The organism is Acidaminococcus sp. (assembly GCF_057597765.1).
In genome coordinates this window covers 64,154-89,941 of sequence record NZ_DBMBXK010000010.1, presented here as the reverse complement: position 1 = coordinate 89,941, position 25,788 = coordinate 64,154, and the positions used below count along the sequence as shown (strand labels likewise).

The window sequence follows — 25,788 nt, the reverse complement described above, 5'->3', positions numbered from 1 at the left end:
ATATTCATCATATGAATTATTTTTATTTACATTTTTTCATTCCTTGCCTCCCTCACATCCGTTCTGCCTCCGGAGACAGTCCGGAAGCAAAAGAAAACCCGGGAGACAAGCTCCCGGGTTTTCCTGAAGGGAATCGATTTTTTACAAGGGATCAGCCTTGGACAGGTTTGTCTGCAATATCCAGTTCCCCACTGTCCACTTTCTTGGCCCGTTTCCAGAACAGGCAGAAGGCAACGATGGCGAACACAACGCCTACAGGGTAGGCAATGGAAGTGCTCAGCTGCAGCCCTTCCTTGGCAACCAGGATGTAGGTGCAGGATACGGCGCTCATGAAGGTAGCAGGGATAATAGCGATCCAGGCATTGCCCTTGTTGGCGTACAGGTACATGGCACCGGACCACAGTACCAGCATGGCCAGGGTCTGGTTGGTCCAGGAGAAGTATCTCCACAGGATGGTTACGTCTACCTGGGTCAGGATGCCGCCTACAGCGATGATGGGCAAAGCCAGTTTCAGACGGGAAGCCAGGGTGTGCTGGTCAATCTTGAACCAGTCAACGATGGTGTACCGGGCGGAACGGAAGGCCGTATCAGCGGAGGATACAGGGCAGGCAATAACACCGATCATGGCGATGACGGTGCCCAGATAGCCCATCAGGCCGGAGCAGATGTCATATACAACGCCGCCGGCGCCATGGTATTTCACGAAAGCGTCGCTCAGGCCGGCAGTGTTGCCATAGAAGGAAACACCGGCAGCAGCCCAGATCAGAGCAATGATCCCTTCGCAGACCATGGCTCCGTAGAAAATCTTGTGGCAGTCACGTTCACTCTTGATGCAGCGGGCCATAATAGGAGACTGGGTGGAATGGAAACCGGAGATGGCGCCGCAGGCCACGGTGATGAACATGATCGGCCAGATCGGGGTTCCTTTCGGATGCATGTTGGTGAGGGTGATTTCAGGAACATGGTACCCTTCAGCAAAGAGCATGGTCCCAACGCCCACAGCCATGAAGATCAGGCAGAATCCGAAGAACGGATACAGTTTCCCGATCAGTTTATCCACCGGCAGGAAGGTAGCACAGAAATAATAGATCAGTAAGATAACCAGCCAGAAGTTGTAGCTGAGCGGGGTAATCTTGGTCAGCAGGCCGGCAGGGCCAGTAGTGAAGGCAACGCCTACCAGGATCAGCAGCACAACGGAGAACCCACGCATAATGTGTCTCATGGTCGCGCCCAGATATTTGCCGCACAGTTCGGAAATAGAGGCCCCATCGTTCCGTTCGGACAGTACGCCGGAGATGAAGTCATGGACACCGCCGGCAAACACCGTGCCGAAAGTGATCCAAAGGAATACAGCCGGGCCCCACATGGCCCCAGCCAGAGCACCGAAAATAGGACCCAGGCCAGCAATATTCAGCAGCTGAATCAGGAAAACCCGCCAGTTTTCCATAGGTACGTAGTCAACGCCATCTTCCAGACGATAGGCAGGAGTCTTTCTGTCATCGATAGGAGGACGGAAGCAGCTTTCTACGTATCCGCCATAGATGAAATAACCACCAATTAAAATAGCAAGACACACAAAGAAGCTAATCATTGAATAAAACCCCCTTCTGCGAACCCCTTCAATTCGCAAGTTTTACTGTCGAGTTCATTATAAGCCTTCTTTCACAAAAAATCCACAGGAATTGTGGTAATTCTGTGTATATTTACTATATTGCGTTAAATGAAGAGGGAAGGTGTATCACCTTCCCTCTTGTTGAAAACACATGTGATTTTGGTTGTAGACAATTGCCAAGAAGTTACTTCCTTTTCAGACCCCACTGGCTGTAGATGTGGAGCCCGTCTGCTTCCGGCACCAGTCCGGTGAGCCGCACCAGGTCGAACAGGTTGAAGCCCTTCACTTTCAGCTGGGCCAGTTTGCTCTTCTTGATCACGTCGGTGAAGTCCACCGTCAGGCTCTGATCGCTGAAAGTGCAGATCAGGTCGTCCCGGTTCACCACCGTCATGTTGAAAATGGCGTTCACCAGGCTCATGATGATCCGGGTACCCAGGAGCCGTACCAGCAGTTCGCCCAGCTTGTTGTCCGCAATGGCGAAATCGTGGATCCGGAACCGGGCATAGGAGGCGGTGTTGTTAAGGGCCAGAGCCTCGATTTCCACATCCGCAGTAAGGGTCCCGTATTTTTCATGTTCCACAGTGACTTCCAGCTGATGGTCCCCCTTGTACCGGCATTCCCGGAACTGGAATTCGCTGTCCTTCATGGCTTCTCCCAGGCCCTTGGCCAGGTCCGTATAGGGGACTGCCACTTCGCCCCGGCGCAGCTGTTCGAAGGTCTGGGCGTTCACCCACCGGCTCACCCCTTCCTTGAAGGGAGCCACCAGTTCGTTAAGGTCTTCCACATAGGTGCCCATGTTCCCGGCCACTTCGCTGAGCCGGTCCGCAGCTTCATCCGCCCGGCTCTTCAGTTTGTCGAAAAGGGGTTTGGCCTTTTCCGCCACTTTCCGCCGTTCATCCCCCAGAGGGATGTTCCTGTTCTTGTCCTTGTTAAATTCCCGGAATTTCTCCATGCCTTCCTTCCGGGCCTGTTCATAGAGATCTTTGAACTGGCTCAGGTCATCAGGCCGGCCGGCATCCAGCCAGGCGTTGGCCGCTTTCCCCACGGCGTAGGTGATGCCTACGGCCATGGGAACCTGGAGCGGCGGGAAGGGGATTACCGTGAACACGGTCTGCCCCACGAAGGAAGCCCCCAGGGACCCTACCAGCCCGGCAATGGCCCCGGTTTCCAGTTCCACTCCCCGCAGGTCACAGAGCCGGGTGATCATGTACACCTCGTTGGCCATGAGAGCCAGGCTCCCCAGGAAAGGCGTCATGACAATGACACTGGCCCGGGCAGCCCCCCAACGGATAATCCGTTCCGATTCCCGGGCAATGTCTTCCGGACCCAGGGCCTCTTCCTCGTCCACTTCTTCATCCATGGGACGGGTTTCCGCTTCTACCGCATCTTCTTCCTTTTCCATTTCGTCCCGTTTATCCATTTCTTCTGTCATAGTAATCCCTCCTGTCATTGTCTTCACAACAAACCGGTTTTCTGCCTTTAGTATAGCATATTTCCCCGGGCCCGTCAGTCTCCAGGGCCCGGTGTCTGAAAAGTGTCACACATTCCCCTCAGTCCGGGATCACCGCCACCTGGCCGTCGCCGAACACCCCCCGGCAGCAGTCGGTGTACACTTCCACAAAGGCGTAACCTCCGTACAGGGCCAGGTTCCGTCCCTTCTCCAACCCTTCCGGCAGCGGTTCCCCCTTGTGGAAATGGCGGATCACCTGTCCCTGGAAGTCCAGTATGTGCACATCATAGGAATCATCGATCCGGCAAACTGCCAGGATCCCCAGGAACTGTCCCAGGCACCGGATTTCCGGAAAATCCTTCCGGATGGTTTCCAGTACCTTTTCCAGGAACCGGGGGTCCAGCTTCCCGGTCCTGGCCGGCAGTTGTTCTTCTCCGATAGGCCGTCCGGAAGCGGGTACCGCCCTTTCTTTCCCCCAGTTCCGGATCTGATTGATTTTTTCCGGGCTGGTCTGGGAAAGAGGCACTACATTTTGGAAGGAGGACAGGATCTCGCTCCGGGTCAGGTCCAGCAGCCGCTGGGCTTCCCCGTTGTCTTCGCTGATATCCGGCACTTCCGTCAGGATCAGGGTCTGGTATTCCTTTTGTTCCTGGTGCATCTTTCCGATGAGGGCGTCTCCGGTGCTTTCCCCTCAGCCATTGTCCTTCCCCCTGCTGTCAGTTTGGTTCCATTGTACAACAAAAGAGGGCCTGTGAAAATATTTTCACAGGCCCTGATCACCCTTCAGCGGCTGGCCACCATCTTTTCCCTTTTGTCCTGTTTCACCGGCACCACCAGCTTCTGTCCCGGCTGGATGGCCTGGCGCAGATCCAGATGGTTGGCTTTGGCGATCCGGTCGATCACTTCCCGCACATCCTCTTCCGGATGGGTGTACTTCCGGGCAATGCCCCACAGGCTGTCCCCCCGCATCACCACCACCTGTTCCGTATGATAACTGGTGGGAACCGCTTCCATCTCCAACACTCCGCGGGAAGAAACCCCCAACAGGACCAGCACCAACCCCAGTAAAAGTTTCTTCATTTTTCTTCCCTCCACTCGAACTTTTGTTTGTTATGTGTATGATATCACGTTCTGTTCGCTTTTTCAATAAGTTTATGAAACTATGTTCGTTTTTTCTTATCCAACGGGGAATGGTTATAACCGTTCCCCCTCTGTTGGAATCTCCTGAATTACGTTATAATGAAAAAAAACGGCAAGGGAAGGTGCGATGGAATGGCGCTGATATATTGTGTGGAAGATGATGAAAACATCCGGGAACTGGTCCGTTATGCCCTGTGCAGCCAGAAATTCCAGGCGGAGGCCTTTCCCGACGGAGCCTCCTTCTGGAAGGCCCTGGAGGAAAAGAAGCCGGATCTGGTGCTCCTGGACATTATGCTCCCGGGGGAAAGCGGCCTGGAGATCCTGAAGAAGCTCCGGGACCAGCCGGCCACCAGCAGCCTCCCGGTAATCATGCTCACTGCCCGGACCAGTGAATACGATGTGGTCACCGGCCTGGACGCCGGAGCGGACGACTACATTTCCAAACCTTTCGGGATCATGGAACTGCTGAGCCGGGTGAAAGCGGTTCTCCGCCGGGGTACCCAGCAGAAACCCCAGGACCGGGACCTTTTGGTGTGCGGGGACATTACCCTGGACCTGAAGAAGCACCAGGTGACCACCCAGGGCCAGCCCTGCGAACTGACCGTAAAGGAATTCGACCTGCTCCATTACCTGATGGCCAACGCCGGCATCGTCCTGAGCCGGGACCAGATCATGGAAGCGGTATGGTCCTTCTCCTATGCCGGAGAAAGCCGCACCATCGACATGCACATCCGGAGCCTCCGGCAGAAACTGGGAGAAGCCGGCCGGATCATCCAGACTGTCCGGGGTATAGGGTACCGGATCCAGTAAAGGAGCACGCCGCCTATGAAAAAACAGATCTATCTCCATCTGTTCCTGGTGGGACTGGCCTGTATCCTGATCACCGCCCTGGTATGTGCCTTCGCCTCCTGGCAGACCGCCAAGCGCCAGACCCTGGCAGATCTTCAGCAGGTGTCCCAGGTGATGAGTACGGAACTGAACCACCACAGCGATTCCTATGTGTTTCTCCAGCGCTCCAGCCAGGCGTCCCCGGACCTGCGGTTCACCTGGGTGGACAGCCACGGCACCGTGCTCTACGATTCCTATGAAGAAGCCGGCAGCCTGCCCAACCACCGGGAACGGCCGGAAATCGCCCAGGCCCTGGGCGAAGGCCAGGGCAGCGATGCCCGGCACTCCTCCACCCTCCAGGAAGTGACCCTTTATGCGGCCCAGCGGCTGTCCGACGGCTCCGTGCTCCGGGTGGCCCGGACCCAGACGGAACTGCTCCGGTCTCTGGAAGAGCTCCTGCCCTGGTGGATCATTTCCCTGCTTCTCCTGATCCTGATCTGCCAGTTCACCGTCCGCCGGCTCACCCAGGGGCTCCTGGATCCCCTGGACCAGGCCACTCGGTATCTGTCCCAGATCGGCCAGGGAGACACCACGGAAGAAGAACGGCAGCTGTTCCACACCTCCTATCCGGAGCTGCTTCCTTTCCTGGCCACCATTGACCGGCAGGGAAAACAGCTGGACCAGAGTCTGCGGAACCTGGAACAGGAACGGAACACCATGAAGCGAATTACCGACAGCCTGAAGGAGGGCGTGATCCTCCTGGACGACCAGATGCGGATCAAGTGGATCAATGCCTGGGGATTCCAGCTGCTCCAGCAGGAAGAGAAACCCACTGCCGGCCGGCCCCGGCTCCTGGGAAAATTCCTCATGTCCTTCCTGCCTCCGGAAGCCCGGATCTCCCTGGGCCGGCTCCGGGGCAGCCAGCCCTGGAAACAGACGGTAAAATACCGGAGCCGCCAGTACCAGCTGGCCCTCCAGATGCTGGATCCCCCCCAGGGCCGGGCCACCCGGATGCTGATCATCCAGGACATTACGGAAGCCCGGGAACGAGAACAGCTGCGGAGGGACTTTACCGCCAATGTGACCCATGAACTGAAGACCCCCCTTACCTCCATCAGCGGCTTTGCGGAACTGATGGCCGCCGGCATGTACCAGAAGAAAGAGGACATCGCCCATTTTGGCCAGCTGATCCGGAAAGAAGCCGCCCGGCTGCTGGAAATGATCAACAGCATCATCTTCCTGTCCCGGATCGAGGAAATGCCGGCGGAGGCCATGCAGGAAGCCGTTCCTCTGGGAGGGCTGATCCAGTCGGTGGTGGAATTCATGGATCCCTTCTGCAAGGACAAGCAGGTGACCCTCCACTGCCAGCTTACGGAAGACAAGGTCCGGGGCAGCAGCAGCATGCTCCGGGAAATGGCCATGAACCTCATCGACAACGGAGTGAAGTACAACCGGCCGGGAGGCCATGTGTACGTAACCATGAAAAAAGAGGAAGACCAGGTGATCCTTACTGTGAAGGACACCGGCATCGGCATCCCGGAAGACGTCCAGGAACGGGTGTTCGAACGGTTCTACCGGGTGGACGGCAGCCGGAGCAAGCAAAGCGGCGGCAGCGGCCTGGGGCTGTCCATCGTAAAACACATTGTTGAGCAGCACAAAGGGACCATCACCCTCACCAGCCGCCTGAACGAAGGCACCACCTTCGTGATCCGGCTGCCGGGGGCATGAAAAAAGTGGCTGTGAAAAAATGATTCTTCATTTTTTCACAGCCACTTTTTTACTCCACGATTTTCCGTTCGTACGGATCGCTGCTGATCCCTTTGGCCAGGATCTCCTTGGCCCATTCCTGGGCACAGAACAGGGAATGATCCTTGTAGTTCCCGCATTCCTTTTCTTTCGTTCCGGGCACCTGGTCCCAGGTGGTCTTCACCACCAGTTCCAGGGCTTCCTTCAGGGCTTTGGCCACGTCTTTGGGATCATGGACCCCCCAGCACAGGAGATGGAACCCGGTGCGGCAGCCGAAGGGAGAGCAGTCCAGATATCCCTTGATCCGGGGCCGCAGGTAAAGGGCCAGGAGATGTTCCAGGGTGTGCATCCCCCCGGTGGGGATTTCCTGTTTGTTGGGCTGGCACAGCCGGATGTCATAGTTGGAAACAATGTCCCCATGTTCCCCGGTCTCCTGGGAAATCAGCCGCACATAAGGAGCCTTGACCTTGGTATGGTCCAGGGTGAAACTTTCGATAATGACTTTTTCCATTTGCATACCTCCAAATTGTATGAGGGTGCTGCCAAACAGCACCCTCAGTCATTAGTCTGCAGCCAATCAAAAGAACCCGTCCATACAGCCGAGTTCTTTTGATTATGCAAACCGCTGCTTTTATATTTTTTACGTTTTACACAATCAAAAGGACCTGGCCGAAGGACAGGTCCTTTCCTTCGGCTAGTGACTAGTGACTAGTGACTGGGCTGCTCCGCAGCCCTTACTTCTGCATGGCCGGGTTGTCCCGGTTGGCAATTTTTTTCTGGTACTCTTCCTTCACGAAGTTGGTGGCCAGCATATCGATTTCTTCCACTGTAGCTACCCCATGGCGCAGGTTTTCCTCCAGGAACGGATACAGCAGTTCGATCTGTTCCTTTTTGTCAATCATGGTAATGATCACCGGCAGGTTGATGGCTTCGGAAACACTGATGAACAGTCTCCGTTCCTTCCCCCGCACCCGGCTCCCATAGCCCTGGGTCCCCCGCATCACCGTGCAGCCGGCAATCTTGTATTTCCCGGCAATGTCGAAGATGGCCTTGTAGAAAGGTTTGTCCTTGTAGAAGAAATCCTCTCCTACATAGATGGTCAGTTTGGTCAATTTCAGAAATTCAGCCATACGTCTTCCCTCCATTTCGGATGAGTTGGTCTTTTTTCAATTTTATTGTAACATAAATTAATTGTTTTCGTAATAGTTAAAAAGGGATCTGTTGCATGGGCAACAGACCCGCTGACAAACTGGGGCTCACGCTCCAGTCCCCTTCATCCTTTTCCGCTTCCGGTAATAGGCGTTCCCCACGCCGCCCACCACCAGCAGCACCATGAGCCAGCCGGCGGCTTTCACCGGGTTCAGGTAGGTGACGGTGGCATCCATGGGGGTCTCTTCTCCCAGGGGCAGCTTCCAGGTCAGGGTCCGTTTGTCGTCGCTGACCTGGGTGGCGTTGGTATCATCCACCGCCGTAGGCAGCACCAGGGTGAACCGGAGGTCGAACTGTTTCAGAAGGGTCTGGAGCACGGCCTGGGCATCCCGGTTCTTCAGTTCCTCTTTGGGGGCCATGTTGATCCCGGTATGGACGCTGATGGTATCGAACAGCAGCCCTCCCTGGAGCCGGACCACCGGCTCCTTCTTTTCCCGGGACACCTGGGCCGGTTTGGCCTTTTCCCCGTTCTGGGGCCCGGCAGCATCCTGGGCTGCCTGTTCCCAGGTCCGGATATCGAAGGTCTTCAGCACCTTGGAATCCTTGATGTCCTTTACCTGGTTGTAGTGTTTGGTGGCCACAAACCCTTCATACTGCCCTTCCTTGGCAGGCCGGACCCCGTATCCGTCCTTTCGGAAATCCTCCTCAAAGGCATCCACGGTGGGTTTCAGCACCGGTGCTGTCACCAGTTTGCAGGTCAGGTCCGCCGCCCCCAGACGGGTGATTTCCATGGTAATGTGGCCTTTGGCGCAGCCGCTGAACAAAAGGCTCAGCAGCAGGCACCCAAGGAGCATGATCTTTTTCATAACGCCCTCCCGGCTGTCTTGTATCTTCCCCTCGCTTCCCTTCCGGTTCCATCCTGAGGAACCGGCACTGACTCCTTGCCTTTCCCGGGAAAAACGAGTAAGATTGAATTGTCAAAATTCTAAAAGAGAGAAGTGGATATCATGAAAGAATTCCGTATCGGCGCCGTAGGCGAAGCCACGGACACCGTCCTCCACACCAACACCGCCGCCGCCATGGGCAGCGGCTCCCTGGATGTCTATGCCACCCCGGCCATGCTGGCCCTGATGGAAAAGGCCGCCTGCAATATTGTGAATCCCTGCCTGGACGAAGACACCACCAGCGTGGGGATCGGGGTGAACCTGTCTCATGACGCCGCCACCGCCGTAGGCAAGACCGTAACCGCCAAAGCCGTGCTGGTGGGCGTGGATGGCCGGAAACTGACCTTCAAGATCACCGTGTCCGACAACTACGGCACCATCGGCCAGGGCACCCATGAACGGTTCCTGGTGAACAAGGCCAAATTCCTGGGCAAACTGGCGGCCAAGGATCAGAAATGATCACAGCCGGCGGGTGAGGGTCTCCATGACCATCAGGTTGCTGACCACTCCCACTCCGCCGGGAACCGGGGTATAGGCGGAAGCCCTGGCCTGTTTGGCGGCTTCCGGAACATCCCCCACCAGTTTCCCGTTCTGGGAATTGATGCCCACATCCACCACCACAGCTCCTTCCCGGAGCATGTCTTCAGTGATCAGGTTGGGTTTTCCCACTGCGCTGATGACCACATCTGCCTGCCGCACAATGGCAGGCAGATTTTTTGTGCGGGAACGGCAGACGGTGACAGTGGCATACCGGCCCATAAGCATCAGGGTAAGGGGCCGGCCCACCACTTCTCCATACCCCACCATGGCCACATTCTGGCCTTCCAAAGGGATCCTGTAGTAATCCAGGAGAGCCATGCAGGCCCGGGGTGTACAGGGGCCCCAGGGGGTTATCCCCAGGTACAGCTTGCCCCCGTTGATGGGATGGATGCAGTCCATGTCCTTTTCCGGGTCCAGCTGGCTGATCAGCTGCATCCGGCTGATGTGCCGGGGAAAGGGCACCAGGGGCAGGATCCCGTCCACCTGGGGATCCAGGCTCAGGTTCCGAAGTGCCAGGTCCGCCTCTTCCTGGGTGGCATTTTCCGGAAGTTCCACATCCCGGGTATGGATGCCCAGGCTGGCAGCGGTTTTCAGCAGGCTCCGTTTGTACACATGGGCCGCTTCATTGTTTCCCACCAGGAAGGTGGCCAGGGTCAGGGTCTTTCCGGCGAACCGGTCCCGGAGCTTCCGGCGGATTTCTTCTGCGACCGGTTTCCCGGCCATGATGATCTGTTCCATACTCCCATCCTTTCCTTACCGAAAATACACGGTCACCGTATCCCCGCTGTGGAGGACGGTCCCCGGTGCCGGGTTCTGCTTCCAGCTGGTGCCGCTACCCACCGGGATCAGGGACAGGCCGGCGCCGCCCAGGGCTCCGGCCACTTCCCGGATGGAATGGCCGGCCAGGTTGGACAGCTTCACCGCTCCGTTCCCGTCCGCTTCCAGGGTCACCAGAGGCGCCGCCTCCTTGGCGGTTTTGGCCAGAAGGGATTCCACCGTGGGAAGTCCGTCCCAGTTGCTGGGCTGGACCCCTTCCGCCACCAGGATCTGCTGGAGGGTATCCCGGAAAATAGGTGCGGACACCTGGGAACCGTAGAAAGCCCCTTTGGGGGAATCCAGCATGATGATCATGGCATACCGGGGAGCATCGCTGGGCACAAAGCCCACAAAGGAGGCAATGTACACCCCGGGGATGTATCCCCCTTTGGGGGACAGTTTTTCAGCAGTACCGGTTTTCCCGGCGATCTTGTACCCTTTGATCTGGGCGGTCTTGCCGCCCCCTTCGGAAACCACTTTTTCCATCATGGTCCGCATTTCTTCCGCCACTTCCGGGGTGATCACCGTCCGGACCACTTCCGTCTTTCCTTCCTTCAGCACCTGGCCGTCAGGACTGGTGACTTTCTTTACGATATAGGGCTTCACCAGGTTCCCTCCGTTGGCAATGGCGCAGATGGCCCGGAGCATCTGGAGAGGCGTCACCGCGATGCCCTGGCCGATGGCCATGGTGGCCACGTCGGAAGGCACCATATCCTTGGGATTGTACAGGATCCCCGCTTCTTCCCCGGGCACATCGCTGCCGGTGACACTGCCGAAGCCAAAGGCCTTGGCATACTGGGTTTCCCGTTCCCCGCCCAGCTTCAGGCCCAGGTCGGCCATGCCGGTGTTCAGGGAGAACTTGATCACGTCGGTGAAGGTCACGTGGCCCATGCCCTTCCCGTCCCAGTTCCGGATCCGCCGGCCTCCCACGTCAATGGACCCCTGGTCGTTGAAGGGGGTATTGGGGGTGATGACCCCTTCCATGAGCCCCGCCGACCCCATAATGGGTTTGAACACGGATCCTGGTTCGTAGACGATCCCTACTCCCCGGTTCATGTAGGCCCCTTTGGGAGCATTCCCGAAATGGTTGGGATCGAAGGTGGGCCGGCTGGCCATGCCCAGGATCTCCCCGGTGTTGGGGTCCATGAGGATGGCGGCGGCACTGGCTGCATGGGTCTTTTTGATGGCCTCATCCAGGCTCTTTTCCAGGATGAACTGCATCCGGGCATCGATGGTCAGCTGGACCGTGTTCATCCGCCGGACCTGGACCTGGTTCAGGGCGCTGCGGCCCACCAGTTTCCCCTTGGCATCGAAGAAGCTCCGTTTTTTCTGTTTCCGGCCCTTCAGTTCTTCATCCATGGAGGCTTCCATGCCTTCCAGGCCCTGGTCGTCAGTGCCTACAAAACCCAGCACCTGAGCGGCCAGGTCGTTTTTCGTATAGAACCGTTTGCTTTCTTCCTTGAAGTGGAAGCCGCTGAGTTTCTGATCCTTCAGGATGGCTTCCACCTGGTCCGCCTCATGGGGATCCAGGGTCCGCTTCACCCAGATGAACCGCCGGTCCGGCTCGCAGAATTCCTTATACAGCTGGTCCGCTTTCAGATCCAGCACCGGAGCCAGGGCATCAGCGGCCACCCGTTTGGGATCCCGGCTGGGCATTTTCCCGGCCGGCCACCGTTCCGGATTGTCCACCAGTTCCTGGGGATCCACATAGAGAGACTTGCTCACCACGCTGACCGCCAGTTCCTCCCCGTTCCGGTCCACGATGCTGCCCCGGGGAGCGATTTCCGTATGTTCCCCGGTGATCTGGTCGTTGGCCTCCTGGGCCAGGGTACTGCCCTGGATCACCTGGAGCCAGAACAGCCGCAGGATGATTGCCAGCACCGCCACCCCCAGGACTTTCCCCAGGATCACCGCCCGGAGCTTCCCTTCGTGAAGGACAGCCTGATGGGTGGGATCCAGCTTCAGCACCGGTTCCCTGGGAGCCTGCGGTGTGTTTTTCTTTTTTTGGCTGAAAAAGGACGGCCGCTTCACCGGGACCACCTCCCTGTTTCCTTCCGGACCGGCCGGGAGACCGGCTTACCGGCAGCAGGCGCCGGCTGCCTTTTTCCTTCCGTTTCCATCCGGTACACGGACAGCACCAGGCCGATTCCCACCAGGGTGATGATCAGGGAAGTGCCCCCGTAACTGATGAAGGACAGGGGCACCCCGATGACCGGCAGGATGCCGCAGACCATGGCCATGTTGGCAATGGCCTGGCCCACCACCAGGAAGTTCACTCCGCTGACCAACAGGAATCCCCTCCGGTCCTGGGTGTTCTGGCCGATCCGGTAAAGAGCCAGGCCCATGAGCAGGAACACCAGGATCAGGAACAGGGCTCCCACAAAGCCCCATTCCTGACAGAAAACGGCAAAGGCAAAGTCCGTATGGGCTTCCGGCAGGTAAAAGAACTTGCTGGTCCCCATACCGGCGGATTCTCCGAAGAACAGGCCCCCGCTGCCAATGGCCATTTTGGCCTGGACTGCCTGGTACCCGTTTCCCTGAGGATCCAGTTCCGGAGTCAGCCAGATCCGCACCCGGTTCATCCGGTAGGGAGCCTGGATCACCGCCGCCACAGCCCCGCCCAGAAGGCCTCCCAGCAGGATGCTGAAATCCTTCCAGGGCAGACCGGCCAGGAGATACAGCACGATCATCAATGTCAGGATGATGGCCGCCGTCCCCATATCCGGCTGGATCAGCACCAGGAAGGACATGAAGGCCGCCTCCAGGAAGGCCTTGCAGGTTTCCTTTTTGTGGAGGCGGGGCGGTATGCCCTGTTCCATCAGCCGGCCCAGGCAGTCGGCCCCCAGGAGGATCACCGCCAGTTTCACGAATTCCGACGGCTGGAAAGAAAAAGGCCCGATGATCAGCCAGCGCTGGGCACCTTTGATGCCCTTGCCGAAAATATCCACGGCGATGAGAAGGGCCGTGCAGCCGGCGCAGAAAATCTGATTATACCGGAAGACCTTGTGGTAGTCCCATTTCCGTCCGATCCAGTGCATCAGCACAAGCCCTACGGCCCCGTAGATGAAATACCGGATCAGATAGTGGTAGCCGTTGCCGAACATGTCCCCGGCCGCCACGAAACTGGCGCTGAATATATTCACACCCCCCAGGAGCATCAGGAAATAGGTGAGATGCACCAGGGCATCCCGGGGATTGCTCCAAATCAAAAACCGCTTTCCCATGGTCCGCCTCAGATCCCTTAAAAGGCCACTTCGCAGAAGTTGATGTTCTTGCCCCGGGCGCTGAACTTCTGCTCATATTCCGTCTGGGCTTCGTTGAGGATATCCGTATGATGGAGGTCCGTGGTAAGTGCCACGATTTCCAGTCCGAATTCTTTGAACTCCTCTACAGAAAAGGCAAATAAATCATCATTGTCGGTCTTGAACCGGAGATGACCCCCCGGCTTCAGGATTTCCCTGTACTGGGCCAGGAAGGTCCGGTAGGTGAGCCGCCGTTTGGCGTGCCGGGCTTTGGGCCAGGGATCGCTGAAATTCAGGTAAATCTGGTCCACTTCCCCGGGAGCGAACCAGTCCAGGAGATGGGCAGCGTCTGCATGGACGATCCGGGCGTTGGGGATTTCCCCCTCCCGGAGCTTCTTCACCGCATAATAGCACACTTCCCGCTGGGTCTCGATGCCCAGGTAGCCGATTTCCGGATGGAGTCCGCTCATGGCCGTGAGGAACTGGCCTTTGCCGCAGCCGATTTCCAGCTGCACCGGCCGTCCCCCCAGCACCGCCTGGGACCAGTTCCCCTTGTATTGTTCCAGCTGGTCTTCCAGCAGTTCCTTTCCCCGGAAATCTTCCAGAGCCTGAGGGATCCAGGGTTTCTTACGTAAACGCATCTGTTTTTCTCCTTATTGTCTGAACAAGAGGGTGGTGCTGCACATACTGTGCAACACCACCTTTTTTATTTCTCTTTCTTTCCCCGATTCTTCTTCTCTTCCGGTCCCAGGTTGAATTTCTTCAGGTACCGGTACAGGGTCACCCGGCTTACGTCCAGCATCAGGGCCAGTTTGCTGATATTGCCCCCGGCGGCTTTCCAGGCGGCCACAAAGGCATCCTTGTCGTGCTTCCAGGATTTTTCAATCCGGTGTTCTCCCGGCAGTTTGATGTGGGAGGCTTCGATGACGCTTCCGGAGGTGTGGAAGAAGGCTTGTTCGATGACCCCCTGGAGCTGTTTGATGTTCCCGGGCCACTGGCAGCTGTTCAGCAGCTGGAGGGCTTCCTTGGACAGGGTCTTGCCAGGCATGTTGTGCCGGGCGGCCATTTCCGTCAGGATGTGGTTGGCGATCACTTCCACGTCTTCCACCCGCTCCCGCAGAGGCGGTACCCGGATCACCGTCCCGATCACCTGCTCATACAGGTTCCGGGAAAACAGTCCCTTGTCGGTCAGCCGTTTCAGGTTGGAATCGCAGGCGGCGATCACCCGCACATTGTATTTCCGGCGGGTGCCGGTTTCCCAGTTCAGGACCCCGTTCTTCAGGGCGTCCGCCAGGGCATCTTCCAGTTTGGTGGGGAATTTTTCAATTTCGTCCAGGAACAGGGTGCCTCCGTTGGCCAGTTCCAGGGCCCCGGCGGTTACATGGCCGGCTCCGTCGTCGCTGCCGAAGAATTCCGCTTCCAGTTCCGCTTCGGACCCGTCATGGCCCCGTACGGTAATGAGCGGTGCCGCCGCTCTGGGGCTGGCCTGATGGATCCCGTGGGCCAGGCGCTGTTTGCCGGTACCCGGTTCCCCCTGGAGCAGCAGGTTGTTGTCCCCCCGGGCCACCCGGGCGGCCTTGTGCTGGAGGGCCAGGAACTCGCTGGAATTCCCCACCATGCTGTACAGACTGTACCGGGAGCTGTACCCGGTGGCATGGGCGATGGTGGTCTTCAGGTCTTCAATGGCCATGGTGATGATCACCACACTGTCCACCTTCCCCCCGGTCTTCACCGGCAGTACGCTGGTCACATCTTCATAGGTCCGGTCCTGGGTGATCCAGGTGATTTCCTTCCGGATGGTGCTCTTCCCGGACAGCCCTTTCTGGATGGGGATGTGCTCATAGTTCAGGAACACTTCATCCAGCCGGTCCTTCCCTTCCATCCGCTTCCGGCCATTGCTGTTGGCATACCGCAGGGTTCCGTCCGGGTTCACCCAGTAGACGGAGGCGGGGATCTCTTCGGAGATCAGGCCGCAGACCTTCCAGTAGGCCAGCATGGTCAGGAAGTTCTCCACGGAATATTTCATGGTCATGAGCAGGCTCAGCAGGATGTCATAGGGCAGATCGTTCTGGTCCAGGGAGAACAGGGACAGGATGTACCGGCCCTGGCCGGCCACATCGATGGGAGCCGAGCAGGCATCCCCGGAATGGCTTTCCCGGATCCACATTTCCGGGCCGAACATCAGGAAGGGCACATTGTGGCTCCGGGCCACACAGATGCTGGAAGTACCCACATCCTCCTCCAGGACCCGCATGCCCTGGATATCCTCGATGCTCCGCTGGAAAAAGGGCAGGGCATAGTTCTTCAGTACATACCCGTCCTCATCCACCAGCAGCATGCTCAGGTTGTGAGAATTGAAATACTGTTTGTTCTGTTCAAAGAGCCCGTCCACATACTTCACCACATCCTCATGGACTTCCAGGGCCTTTTCCAGCTCCTGGGGCGACAGGCGCACCCCGTTGGACGGCATGGTCTCATGGTTCAGTTTCCGTGCTTCGCACCGGCGCCAGGACTCCGCTACCCACGGATGGACGTTGGGGTCTATAATGCCCTCCTCCACGAATTTGTTGTAGTAGCTGGTCAGTTTTTCCTTATTGCGTCGTTCCCTAATCATCGATTTACCCCCTGATTCGCTTTAGCGATATGATTTGTGCACCGGGACCAGGACCCGTTTTGCACCGTAATATCTGGATTTCCAGTAATCGTCGGACAGACTGCACAGCCGTACCCCCCGGGAGGAGGTGGCATTCCAGAACAACCCGTTCCCGGCATAGATCCCCACATGGGATGCCCCGGGCTCGTAGGTGGAGAAGAACACCAGGTCCCCGGGCTTCAGCTGCCGCTGGGTCACAAAGAGGCCCTTCTCGAACTGCAGGTCCGCCGTCCGGGGCAGCTGGGCCTTGTGCTGCCGGAACACGTACTGGACATAGCCGGAGCAGTCAAAAGCCCGTGGAGTGGTCCCTCCGAAGCTGTAGGGAACCCCCTTGTACCGGGAGGCGGTCCGGACCACATCCTCTCCCTTCACCCCGTGGATCCCCTCTTTTTCAAAGGCGGCCTCCTGAATCCGAAAATAGGTGGTGTCGTCCACTTTCCCGGTGGCCGGCAGTTTGTGTTCCTTCTGGAAGTTCCGGACCTGGGTTTCCAGTTCCCGGGTGTATTTCCCCGTCTGGGGGGTCTTCATGCCGATGGCGTTCAGTTTGATCTGCACCGTTTTGACTTTCCAGCCTTTGTCCCCCACCTTCAGAGGAGCCGCCCGATGGGCAGCCGCACCTGCCGAAAGGGGCAGAGCCAGTACAGCCAGGACCAGCGCTGTAACGAGCTTATGCAGTTTCATAGTGGTGCCTCTTTTCTTGTAACCGGAAAAATCCCTTCAGAATATCAGAAATGATACACTCTCAATACTCCATATTAGTATAAACTTCCCAATCCGTCAATTTTGAAAGTTTCTCCATGGAAACTTCCAGCTCCCGGAGCAGCCGGTCCCGGTCCTGGGGCAGGGTTCCGGCCAGGGGCACGTAGTTGGAAATGTGGTTGCTCCGGAACAGGGTGTGGTTCCCGGGCCGGATCTCCACATGTTCCAGCATGGTATGGACTTCCCGGGCCAGTCCCGCCGGAGACAGCAGTTCGAATTCCCCGGCTTCGAACTGCCGGAGCATCTCCGTTCCCTTGTACAGCCGCAGGGTCAGCACGCTGAGCATGTTGGGCTGGATGGCAGTGACGGCTTTGCCGGTTTCCACAGCATGGCGTTCGCTGCCGTCTTTGCCTCCCAGACCGGCGATTACCATCATGGACAGCTTCATGCCGCAGCGGACCACTTTCTGGCCGGCAGCAACGGCTTCTTCCCCGGTAACCCCTTTTTTGATCCGGGCCAGCAGCTCCGTGTCCCCGGTTTCCAGGCCGAAATACAGCATCTTCAGGCCCGCTTCCTGGAGCCGGATCATGTCCTCATCGCTTTTCCGCAGGATGTCCCGGGGACCGGCGTAGGACGTGACCCGCTGGAGGTTGGGGAAGGTCCGGTAGAGCACTTCCAGGATCTTCAGCAGCTTTTCCGTAGGGAGCACCAGGGCATCCCCGTCCGCCAGGAAGATCCGCTTCACCTGGTTCCGGGCATACTGGGCCGCCAGGGCGATCTGCCGGGAGATCTCCTCGTCCGGGCATACAGTGAACTGCACGTCCTTGTACATGGCACAGAAGGTGCAGGTGTTGTGGGCGCAGCCCCGGGTCACCCGCAGGATGAAGCTGTTGGCTTCGCTGGGGGGACGGAACACCGGCGTATCATAATCATCGAAATAAAGTCCAAACATGGGTATTTCCTCCAGAGTTTTAAAAAATCGCTTCCTAAAATATATATGGCTATATAGACAGTGTTTTCACAAGATTTTTTCAATTCTTTCAGCTGTACAAAAATCCACCTGCCACGCTCATTATTATAAACTATTTTACAATTTTCTGCATGAGTTTTTGTAAACTTTTTGAGAAGAAAAATTTTGCGTAATTTTTTTCATCTTCTCTTGACAGGCCTCTTTCACCCCTTGTTTTTTGCGATTTAACAATATATAATTTTTACTTGAAGTTGACACATGAAAGGTTAGAGGTGAACTGAATGTCTGCACAAGAAGCAAGTTTCATGGGCGGTGTAGAAGTACCCCCCAGCAAGTCCTTGACCGACAAAGTGGCCATCGAAAGATGCCCGGCTCCGGACGTGGTGTACATTCCGCTTTCCCAGCACATTGGTGCTCCGGCCAAGCCGGTGGTAAAACCAGGGGATAAGGTCACGATCGGACAGGTGATTGGTGAAGCAGGCGGTTTCGTCAGCACCAACATCCATGCCAGCGTCAGCGGCATGGTCATGAAACTGGAGAATCGGTATATGCCCAACGGCATGATTTCCCAGTGCGTGGTCATCAAAAATGATGGCCAGGACACCCTGTGCGAGGATATCAAACCCCGCAGCGAGGAAGAAATCACCCCGGATCTGATCCGTCAGGTCCTGCGGGAAAAAGGGATCGCCGGCATGGGCGGCGCCACCTTCCCTACGGCAGTGAAGTATGCTCCTCCCAAGGAAGGCCACTGCCCCATCGACACGATCCTGCTGAACGGGATCGAATGCGAACCCTTCGTCACGGCTGACCACCGTACCCTGCTGGAATACGCCGACGAAATCATCCAGGGCCTGAAGTACTTCATGCTGGCCTCCGGCGCTGCCAAAGGCGTCATCGGCATCGAAGACAACAAGCCTGACGCCATCGAACTGATGCAGAAGAAAGTGGCCGGGGAAGCCAACATCGAAGTCTGCGTCTGCAAGGAAAAGTACCCTCAGGGTTCTGAAAAACACCTGATCTATGCCGCTACCGGCCGTACGGTCCCTGACCGGGGTCTGCCTGCGGATGTAGGGGTGATCGTGGACAACGTGGGCACTGCGGTGGCAGCCTGCCGGGCCGTCAAGAACAACATCCCCCTGTACGAAAGAGTCGTAACCATCAGCGGTGACGGCGTAAAGAAACCGGGGAACTATATCGTCCGTCTGGGGACCCTCTACAGCGACGCTGTGGAAAAAGCCGCCGGCGGTCTGGAAGGGGCTCCCGGAAAGATCATTTCCGGCGGGATGATGATGGGCTTTGCCGTCAACTCCCTGGACTACCCCATCACCAAGGGTTCCAGCGGTCTCCTGATCTTCAATTCCAACTCTCCTTTTGCCCAATATCATGAACCGGATCCCTGCGTGCACTGCGCCCGCTGCGTGGATGCCTGCCCCATGAAGCTGGAACCCACGGAAATCGTCCAGGCTGTGAAGAAACAGAACTGGGATGATGCGGAACGGTTCTTCTGCCATGCCTGCATCGAATGCGGATCCTGTGCTTTCGTATGCCCTGCCCACATTCCTCTGGTGCAGTACATCCGGATGGGCAAGCAATTTATCAGAGGGAAAGGTGACGGCGGTCACAACCCCTTCTATAAATTCGACAAATAATTTCGCGAAAGGACTGGATATTGATTATGGAACCTATTAAAGAACCGAAACCGCTGGTTCTCGTTTCCTCGTCTCCCCACATGCACTGTGGGCTCACCATCAGCAAGTCCATGCGGGAAGTCATCCTGGCACTGGTACCGGCTGTCCTGGCTTCTGTCTATTATTTCCGCGTGGATGCGGTCCGGGTGATCGTATGCTGCGTGCTTTCTGCCATTATTTTTGAAAAACTGGCCAACAAGGTTATGGGCGTGAAGAAGGACACCATCAAAGACGGCTCTGCTGCTCTGACCGGTCTCCTGCTGGCCCTGTGCCTGCCTGCTTCCCTGCCCAGCTACATGGCTGTCCTGGGGGGCATGTTCGCTGTTGTGATCGGCAAAGCCATTTTCGGCGGCTTGGGCAAGAACATCTTCAACCCGGCCCATATCGGCCGTGCCATCCTGCTGGCTTCTTTCCCCCAGCAGATGACCACCTGGGTCATCCCCGCCACCAAAGCGGCTGCCGTAACAGCTACCACCGCCGGGGCTGACGCCACCACTGCCGCCACTCCGCTGGCCGTAATGCGGATGACGGAAGAAGTATGGCAGGCCGGCGGTGCCGCCGCCTCCCAGCTGCCTTCCCTGTCCGACCTGTTCATCGGCAACGTGGGCGGCTCCCTGGGTGAAACCTGCGTCCCTGCACTGGTCCTGGGCGGCCTGTACCTGATCTGGAAAAAGCTCATCGACTGGCGGATCCCTGCCTTCTATCTGGGCACGGTGGTTGTGATCACCGGGATCTATGGGGCTGTGATGGGTTATCCCTCCACTTTCCCTCTGTACCATCTGTTCGCCGGCGGCCTGATGATCGGTGCTTTCTTCATGGCCACTGACTGGGTCACCTCCCCCATCACCAAAAAAGGCAAGATCATCTATGCCATCGGTCTGGGCGTCCTGACTTCCCTGATCCGTCTGCGGGGCAGCTACACGGAAGGCGTGTGCTATTCCATCCTGATGATGAACATGGTCACTCCCATGATTGACCGGTTCGTTCGGAACGTATCCTTCGGAGGAGGTCAGAAAAAATGAGCAACCTCTTTGTGAAATATACCGGCATCCTGGCAATCATCTGCGGCGTCAGCGTAGGTCTTGTGGCCGCCGCCCATGAAGGGACCAAGGATACCATTGCCAAGAAACATGAAGCCGATACCCGGGCCGCCTACAAGGTGGTGCTGCCCGATCTGGGCAATCTGAAAAAGCTGCCGGCTCCCGGCGGACTGATCACTGATGTACAGCAGTCCTCCAAGAACGGCAAGCCCAACGGCTACATCTACACCGTGACCCCCAGCGGGTACGGCGGAAAAGTGACCCTGATGGTGGGCATCTCCAAAGATGGGGACAAAATCACCGGGATCAAAGTCATGAACCACAGTGAAACCCCTGGCCTGGGCGCCAAGAGCACGGAACCTGCCTGGCAGGCCCAGTTCAAGGGCAAACCCCTGAAGGATGCCCTGGCGGTCACCAAACAGGAACCTGGCAAGCCCAATGAAATCAAGGCCATCACTGCGGCAACCATCACTTCCAGAGCTGTGGTCACCGGCGTCAATGCCGCCCGGGAAGACTACATGAAGAATCATGCCAATGGAAAGGACTGATCGAGATGCTGCATGAATTGACCAAAGGTATCATCAAGGAAAACCCACTGTTCGTCCAGCTGCTGGGTGTATGTCCGTCGCTGGCCACCAGTACTTCCATGACCAACGCCATCGGTATGGGCTGTGCCTTTACCTTCGTGCTGGTTTTCACCAACATGATCATCGCTGCCATCCGGAAACTGATTCCGGACCAGATCCATATTCCCTGCTACATCGTGGTTATCGCTTCCGTGGTAACTGTGCTGGAAATGCTGATGAACGCTTTCGTACCGGCGCTGTACGCAGCCCTGGGCGTATTCGTTCCTCTGATCGTGGTTAACTGTATCGTTCTGGGCCGTGCAGAAGCCTTCGCCTGCGACCACGGCGTGATCGAATCCGCCCTGGACGCCATCGGCATGGGCATCGGCTTCACCTTCGCTCTGAGCTGCATCGCCTTCTTCCGGGAACTGATCGGTTCCGGCAAACTGCTGGACCACGCCGTTCTCCCTGCTGCTTATCAGCCGGTACTGATTTTCATCCTGCCGGCCGGAGCCTTCCTGACCATGGGCTTTGTATTCGCCACAGTCAACTACTTCAAAGAAAGAGGTGCTCACAATGCATAGTACTTTCGGCATTCTCTTCAGCTCCATTTTCGTTTCCAACATCATTTTGTCCCGGTTCCTGGGAATGTGCTCCTTCCTGGGGGTTTCCAAGAACTTCAAGAACTCCGTGGGCATGAGCGCCGCCGTATCCTTCGTTATGCTGCTGTCCACCATGCTGTCCTACGCCTGCTATCATCTGCTCCTGGTGCCCTACCACCTGGAATACCTGAAGACCCTGGTCTTCATCCTGGCCATCGCCACCCTGGTACAGCTGGTTGAAATGTTTATGAAAAAGGCCATGCCCTCCCTGCACAAGGCCATGGGTATCTACCTGCCTCTGATCACCACCAACTGCGCCATCCTGGGGATTGCGCTGATCAACGTGGAAAGCAACTACAGCTTCCTGGATTCCTGTGTGAACTCCATCGGTACGTCCATCGGTTACACCATGGCCATCCTGCTGTTCTCCTGCATCCGTGAACGTCTGGACGAAAAGGCTCTGCCCAAATGCCTCCAGAACCTTCCCATTGCCTTGATCACCGCCAGCTGCATGTCCATTTCCATGATGGGGATGAGCGGCATCCATTGAGTTAGGAGCTGAAAATTATGATTACAACTGCTGTGATTCTGGTCGCAGTGCTGGGCGGCGTATTCGGCCTGGTACTGGCTACGGCCAGCAAGAAATTTGCCGTTGAAGAAGATCCCCGGATCGGGGAGATCACCAACCTGCTGCCCGGCGCCAACTGCGGCGGGTGCGGGTTTGCCGGCTGCGGGGCCATGGCTGACGCCATTGTTTCCGGTCAGGAAAAAGACGCCACCAAATGCGTGGTCTGCAGCGCGGAAAACAAAAAAGCCATTGCCGCCATCATGGGGGTGGAATCCAACGATGACGAAAACGCCGTCCGCAGCATCCCCCGTCTCCACTGCAACGGCTGCACCGCCAACCGGACCCCTGTGGCCAACCGGGAAGGCATCAAGAACTGCTATGTGAAGGCTGCCAACGCCGGCGGCCCCGGCCAGTGCAACTTCGGCTGCTTCGGGGACGGTGCCTGTGTGGACGCCTGCAACTTCGGCGCCCTGAAAATCGGGAAAAACGGCCTGCCTGAATTCGACTACAACAAATGCGTCAGCTGCGGTGCCTGCTCCAAGGCCTGCCCTCAGCTGCTGATCGAAATGATCCCGGCCAACGAAAAAGTCCTGGTACAGTGCAACAACCGGGAAAAAGGCAAAGCCGCCATGACCGACTGCAAGGTGTCCTGCATCAGCTGCGGCATGTGCGTACGGAACTGCCCACAGAAATGCATTACCCTGGAAGATACGCCCAACGGCAGCATCCCGGTCATTGACTACACCAAGTGCGATGGCTGCGGCATCTGCGTACAGAAATGTCCGCGGAAGTGCCTGGTTGACATCGTACCGGTAGAAGGCGATCCGGAGGCCCCCAAGAAGGCCGAACCCACCGGCTGTGCCTGCTGCGCCATGGCCGCTCAGTGCCCTTCCGCCCAGGCCCAAAAGCAGGAATAATGCAGGGAGCCTTCATGAAAAAACTGTTAGCATCGCTTCTGGTTTTCAGCAGCCTGACTTGTGCAGGCTGCTTTTTTCAAACCGAAAAACAGGAAGACACCCGGTTCATGATGGACACCATCGTCACCATCACCACCACCGGGAACAACACCGACGGTCTGAAGGCAGCCACCAATGACGCCTTCCATCTGTTCCAGACCATTGCCAACCAGACGGACCCCTATACGCAACAGGGGCCGGAAGACCTGTACGCCGTGAACCAGAGTGCCGGCCAGGGCCCCCACAAGGCCTCCCCCTATCTCATGGACATCCTGAGCCAGGTCCGGCCCATGGGGAACCGGGATCTGGATCTGACCCTGGGTCCGGTGATCCAGGTGTGGAATGCCCACAAGGAAACCAAGACCGTCCCCAGTGAGGGAGAAATCGCCCAGGCTCTGGCCAAAACCGGCCCTGAGAAGTATACTGTAGACACAGCCGCCAATACGGTGACCCTGGCTCCCGGCACCCAGCTGGATCTGGGAGCGGTGGCCAAAGGCTACGCAGTGGAACAGGCCGCGGACCTGTTGAGCCGGGACAAAAGGGTGAAGACCGCTCTCATCAACGCCGGCGGCAACATCAAGGTGCTGGGCACCAAGGAAGACGGCAGCCCCTGGAAGATCGGGGTCCAGGATTCCCGGAATCCCCAAAAGATCATCGGGACCCTGGCGGTGAAGGATGGTACAGCCATTGCCACCAGCGGGGACTACCAGCGGTATTATGAGGTGGACGGAAAACGGTACCACCATATTCTGGATCCCCGAACCGGCTGGCCTGCCTGGCATGCCCGGTCCGTTACCGTGGTCACCCGGTCGGCCTTCTGGGCGGACTACTATTCCACCCTGCTGTTCGTACTGCCGGAAGACCAGGCCATGGCCCTGGTGGAGAACAATCCCAATCTGGAAATGCTCTATGTGGACCTGGACGGGAACACCTACCTGTCTTCCGGTCTGAAAGACATCTATACCCCGGAAAAGTGAGGAGACCCTATGCGCAAGAATGATTTTTGGCTGATCCTGGTGCTGGCGGTGCTGGCCCTGGGAAGCTGGTTCCTGTTCCATTCCCGGACCGCCGACCGGGACAAGGTCCTGGTGGTCCGGAAGGACCAGCAGGTGATCCAGCGGATCGAACTGAAAAAAGTCACCTCGGAAACCAAACTGATCATTCCGGTGGACCATGGGGAACTGGTGGTGGCCTACGACCGGGAAGGGGGCCAGGTGGTGTCCTCTCCCTGCCCGGACCAGGTCTGCGTCCGCCAGGGCAAGATCACCCGGTCCGGCCAGACCATCGCCTGCGTACCGGAAAAAGTCCTGCTGACCCTGACCACTGCTGCAAAGGAAAATGATCATGATGCCATCCTCCGATAAACTGTCCATCCACGAAATCACCCAGCTGGGAGTACTGCTGGCCGCGGCCATCGCCCTCCGTCTGGCGGAAACCAGCCTGGCCTGGCTGCTGCCCCTCCCCGGGGCCCATCTGGGCCTGGCCAATACGGTGACCATCATCGTGCTGTACCTGTACGGACCGGGGAAGACCGCCCTGTTCCTGACCTGCCGGATCCTCCTTACCGGTCTTTTGTTCACCGGCCTTCTGACCCCCGGGTTCCTGATCGGCCTGGGAGGTGCCGCCCTGAGCTTTGGAGGCATGGCCCTGGCCCGGAAGCACCAGTGGTTCTCCACAGTGGGAGTGGGACTCCTGGGAGCCTTCCTCCACAACTGCGGCCAGATTCTGGTGGCCGTGGCCATTATGCGGACCCCGGCCCTGTTCTCCTACCTGCCGGTGCTGATCGCCATCGGCATCCCCACCGGCCTGTTCACCGGCTTTTTGGCCGGGTTCTTCCTGGAGAGGATGAAGGAGAAGGGGTCTGCTGCCTGAGCAGCAGGCCGTTGACCATTGACCACTGACAACCATACAACAAGGAGCATTCAAATCCATGGAACCTGCCACTACCTTTGAGGAACTGAAAAAACAGCTGGAGGACTGTGCCTCCTGCCCCCTCCGCCGGGACTGCCAGGCCCCGGTGGGCTGGTTCGGCAGCCTGGAAAGCCCTCTCATGATCGTGGGCGAAGGCCCGGGCGGAGTGGAGGATGACTACGGCTGTCCTCTCATCGGCCCCAGCGGCCAGCTGCTGGACAAGGCCCTCTGGTCCGTCCGGATCACCCGGGACCGGGTCTACACCACCAACGTGATCAAATGCCGGCCCAAAGGGAACCGGACCCCCACCGTGGAAGAAGGAGCCTTCTGCGCCCGGATCTGGCTGGAACAGGAGATCCGGCTCCTTCGGCCCAAAGTGATCCTGGCCCTGGGCAGTGTGGCTCTCCGGTACTTCAAGGGACCGGAAGCCCGGATCACCCGGGAACGGGGCCAGTGGTTCACCACAGGGGAAGGGCTCCCCTGCCTGGCCACCTTCCATCCCTCCTACCTGCTCCGGCTCACCGGCCAGGCCCAGATCGCCGCCAAATGGGACGTGTTCCACGACCTGGAAGCGGTGAAGGCCAAGGTGGAGGAACAGTGTCCCGGCTACGGCTGGAATTCCGGTGCCCCGGTGCATCTGTTTGAATTGTTTCGGAAAAGAGGCTGAA

27 protein-coding genes are annotated in these 25,788 nt (G+C 57.7%); 13 read left to right on the top strand and 14 right to left on the bottom strand.

Annotated features, from left to right (window positions below; all coding sequences use genetic code 11):
• Nucleotides 1-151: 151 nt before the first annotated feature.
• The 4 genes from ACZOF8_RS08100 to ACZOF8_RS08085 form a co-directional block, all read right to left on the bottom strand.
• Nucleotides 152-1,591, bottom strand: coding sequence for a carbon starvation CstA family protein (locus ACZOF8_RS08100; RefSeq protein WP_288310829.1), 1,440 nt, complete (start codon nt 1,589-1,591; stop codon nt 152-154).
• A 205-nt stretch (nt 1,592-1,796) separates the two neighbouring features.
• Entirely contained in the window at nt 1,797-3,044 is a 1,248-nt protein-coding gene (locus ACZOF8_RS08095; protein ID WP_154488458.1) for a hypothetical protein, read from the bottom strand.
• A 118-nt stretch (nt 3,045-3,162) separates the two neighbouring features.
• The gene (locus tag ACZOF8_RS08090; RefSeq protein ID WP_154488457.1) at nt 3,163-3,720 is read right to left on the bottom strand and encodes a hypothetical protein; all 558 of its coding nucleotides are present in this window, start codon (nt 3,718-3,720) and stop codon (nt 3,163-3,165) included.
• A gap of 125 nt (nt 3,721-3,845) precedes the next feature.
• Nucleotides 3,846-4,142, bottom strand: a complete 297-nt coding sequence (locus tag ACZOF8_RS08085) for a LysM peptidoglycan-binding domain-containing protein (protein ID WP_154488456.1) — start codon at nt 4,140-4,142, stop codon at nt 3,846-3,848.
• A gap of 192 nt (nt 4,143-4,334) precedes the next feature.
• On the opposite strand from ACZOF8_RS08085, the gene ACZOF8_RS08080 reads away from it, so the two are divergent.
• Both ACZOF8_RS08080 and ACZOF8_RS08075 read left to right on the top strand, forming a co-directional pair.
• Nucleotides 4,335-5,012, top strand: coding sequence for a response regulator transcription factor (locus ACZOF8_RS08080; RefSeq protein ID WP_022487925.1), 678 nt, complete (start codon nt 4,335-4,337; stop codon nt 5,010-5,012).
• A 15-nt stretch (nt 5,013-5,027) separates the two neighbouring features.
• On the top strand, nt 5,028-6,758 hold the full coding sequence (locus ACZOF8_RS08075) for a sensor histidine kinase (protein ID WP_487426752.1): 1,731 nt from the start codon (nt 5,028-5,030) through the stop codon (nt 6,756-6,758).
• Between the two features lie 49 nt (nt 6,759-6,807).
• On the opposite strand, the gene ACZOF8_RS08070 is transcribed toward ACZOF8_RS08075, so the two are convergent.
• From ACZOF8_RS08070 to ACZOF8_RS08060, 3 genes are all read right to left on the bottom strand, one after another.
• A complete protein-coding gene (locus ACZOF8_RS08070) occupies nt 6,808-7,293 on the bottom strand; it encodes an S-ribosylhomocysteine lyase (protein WP_487426750.1) in 486 nt (161 codons plus the stop codon).
• 217 nt (nt 7,294-7,510) lie between these two features.
• Complete coding sequence (locus tag ACZOF8_RS08065) at nt 7,511-7,906, bottom strand: DUF190 domain-containing protein (RefSeq protein WP_022487917.1); 396 nt, start codon at nt 7,904-7,906, stop codon at nt 7,511-7,513.
• 126 nt (nt 7,907-8,032) lie between these two features.
• A complete protein-coding gene (locus tag ACZOF8_RS08060) occupies nt 8,033-8,791 on the bottom strand; it encodes a hypothetical protein (protein WP_154488453.1) in 759 nt (252 codons plus the stop codon).
• Between the two features lie 141 nt (nt 8,792-8,932).
• On the opposite strand from ACZOF8_RS08060, the gene ACZOF8_RS08055 reads away from it, so the two are divergent.
• Nucleotides 8,933-9,328, top strand: a complete 396-nt coding sequence (locus ACZOF8_RS08055) for a thioesterase family protein (protein ID WP_022487915.1) — start codon at nt 8,933-8,935, stop codon at nt 9,326-9,328.
• Here the strand turns inward: ACZOF8_RS08055 and ACZOF8_RS08050 are convergent, their stop codons facing one another.
• The 7 genes from ACZOF8_RS08050 to ACZOF8_RS08020 form a co-directional block, all read right to left on the bottom strand.
• Entirely contained in the window at nt 9,329-10,147 is an 819-nt protein-coding gene (locus tag ACZOF8_RS08050) for a bifunctional 5,10-methylenetetrahydrofolate dehydrogenase/5,10-methenyltetrahydrofolate cyclohydrolase (RefSeq protein WP_302573903.1), read from the bottom strand.
• A gap of 15 nt (nt 10,148-10,162) precedes the next feature.
• The gene (locus ACZOF8_RS08045; RefSeq protein ID WP_487426749.1) at nt 10,163-12,265 is read right to left on the bottom strand and encodes a penicillin-binding transpeptidase domain-containing protein; all 2,103 of its coding nucleotides are present in this window, start codon (nt 12,263-12,265) and stop codon (nt 10,163-10,165) included.
• Nucleotides 12,253-13,449 carry an FtsW/RodA/SpoVE family cell cycle protein gene (locus ACZOF8_RS08040; protein ID WP_288310840.1) on the bottom strand — a complete coding sequence of 399 codons (1,197 nt, stop codon included), beginning with the start codon at nt 13,447-13,449 and terminating at the stop codon, nt 12,253-12,255. Before ACZOF8_RS08040 ends, ACZOF8_RS08045 begins: the two co-directional genes overlap by 13 nt.
• A gap of 17 nt (nt 13,450-13,466) precedes the next feature.
• Entirely contained in the window at nt 13,467-14,108 is a 642-nt protein-coding gene (trmB, locus tag ACZOF8_RS08035; protein WP_022487911.1) for a tRNA (guanosine(46)-N7)-methyltransferase TrmB, read from the bottom strand.
• 65 nt (nt 14,109-14,173) lie between these two features.
• Nucleotides 14,174-16,081 (bottom strand): sigma-54-dependent Fis family transcriptional regulator, encoded by a 1,908-nt coding sequence (locus tag ACZOF8_RS08030; RefSeq protein ID WP_022487910.1) that lies wholly within the window; start codon nt 16,079-16,081, stop codon nt 14,174-14,176.
• A gap of 21 nt (nt 16,082-16,102) precedes the next feature.
• Complete coding sequence (locus ACZOF8_RS08025; RefSeq protein WP_022487909.1) at nt 16,103-16,801, bottom strand: C40 family peptidase; 699 nt, start codon at nt 16,799-16,801, stop codon at nt 16,103-16,105.
• Nucleotides 16,802-16,862: 61 nt separating this feature from the next.
• Entirely contained in the window at nt 16,863-17,771 is a 909-nt protein-coding gene (locus tag ACZOF8_RS08020) for a radical SAM protein (protein WP_022487908.1), read from the bottom strand.
• 323 nt (nt 17,772-18,094) lie between these two features.
• Here ACZOF8_RS08020 and rsxC point away from each other — a divergent pair, with 323 nt between their 5' ends.
• Genes rsxC through ACZOF8_RS07970 form a run of 10 tightly spaced genes read left to right on the top strand, consistent with a single transcriptional unit; the run spans nt 18,095 to nt 25,787 of the window.
• Nucleotides 18,095-19,438 carry an electron transport complex subunit RsxC gene (rsxC, locus tag ACZOF8_RS08015; RefSeq protein ID WP_154488452.1) on the top strand — a complete coding sequence of 448 codons (1,344 nt, stop codon included), beginning with the start codon at nt 18,095-18,097 and terminating at the stop codon, nt 19,436-19,438.
• Between the two features lie 26 nt (nt 19,439-19,464).
• Entirely contained in the window at nt 19,465-20,499 is a 1,035-nt protein-coding gene (locus tag ACZOF8_RS08010; protein ID WP_487426748.1) for an RnfABCDGE type electron transport complex subunit D, read from the top strand.
• Nucleotides 20,496-21,065 carry an RnfABCDGE type electron transport complex subunit G gene (locus tag ACZOF8_RS08005; protein ID WP_022487905.1) on the top strand — a complete coding sequence of 190 codons (570 nt, stop codon included), beginning with the start codon at nt 20,496-20,498 and terminating at the stop codon, nt 21,063-21,065. Before ACZOF8_RS08010 ends, ACZOF8_RS08005 begins: the two co-directional genes overlap by 4 nt.
• 5 nt (nt 21,066-21,070) lie before the next feature.
• A complete protein-coding gene (locus ACZOF8_RS08000; protein WP_022487904.1) occupies nt 21,071-21,667 on the top strand; it encodes an RnfABCDGE type electron transport complex subunit E in 597 nt (198 codons plus the stop codon).
• Complete coding sequence (locus tag ACZOF8_RS07995; RefSeq protein ID WP_012937509.1) at nt 21,660-22,235, top strand: electron transport complex protein RnfA; 576 nt, start codon at nt 21,660-21,662, stop codon at nt 22,233-22,235. The genes ACZOF8_RS08000 and ACZOF8_RS07995 overlap by 8 nt, the downstream gene beginning before the upstream one ends.
• Nucleotides 22,236-22,252: 17 nt before the next feature.
• Complete coding sequence (locus tag ACZOF8_RS07990) at nt 22,253-23,170, top strand: RnfABCDGE type electron transport complex subunit B (protein WP_022487903.1); 918 nt, start codon at nt 22,253-22,255, stop codon at nt 23,168-23,170.
• Nucleotides 23,171-23,184: 14 nt separating this feature from the next.
• Nucleotides 23,185-24,186, top strand: coding sequence for an FAD:protein FMN transferase (locus ACZOF8_RS07985; protein ID WP_022487902.1), 1,002 nt, complete (start codon nt 23,185-23,187; stop codon nt 24,184-24,186).
• Between the two features lie 9 nt (nt 24,187-24,195).
• Nucleotides 24,196-24,573 (top strand): NusG domain II-containing protein, encoded by a 378-nt coding sequence (locus tag ACZOF8_RS07980; RefSeq protein ID WP_022487901.1) that lies wholly within the window; start codon nt 24,196-24,198, stop codon nt 24,571-24,573.
• On the top strand, nt 24,554-25,081 hold the full coding sequence (locus ACZOF8_RS07975; protein WP_022487900.1) for a Gx transporter family protein: 528 nt from the start codon (nt 24,554-24,556) through the stop codon (nt 25,079-25,081). The genes ACZOF8_RS07980 and ACZOF8_RS07975 overlap by 20 nt, the downstream gene beginning before the upstream one ends.
• Nucleotides 25,082-25,139: 58 nt before the next feature.
• Nucleotides 25,140-25,787 carry a uracil-DNA glycosylase gene (locus tag ACZOF8_RS07970; RefSeq protein ID WP_302157392.1) on the top strand — a complete coding sequence of 216 codons (648 nt, stop codon included), beginning with the start codon at nt 25,140-25,142 and terminating at the stop codon, nt 25,785-25,787.
• Nucleotide 25,788 lies beyond the last annotated feature (1 nt).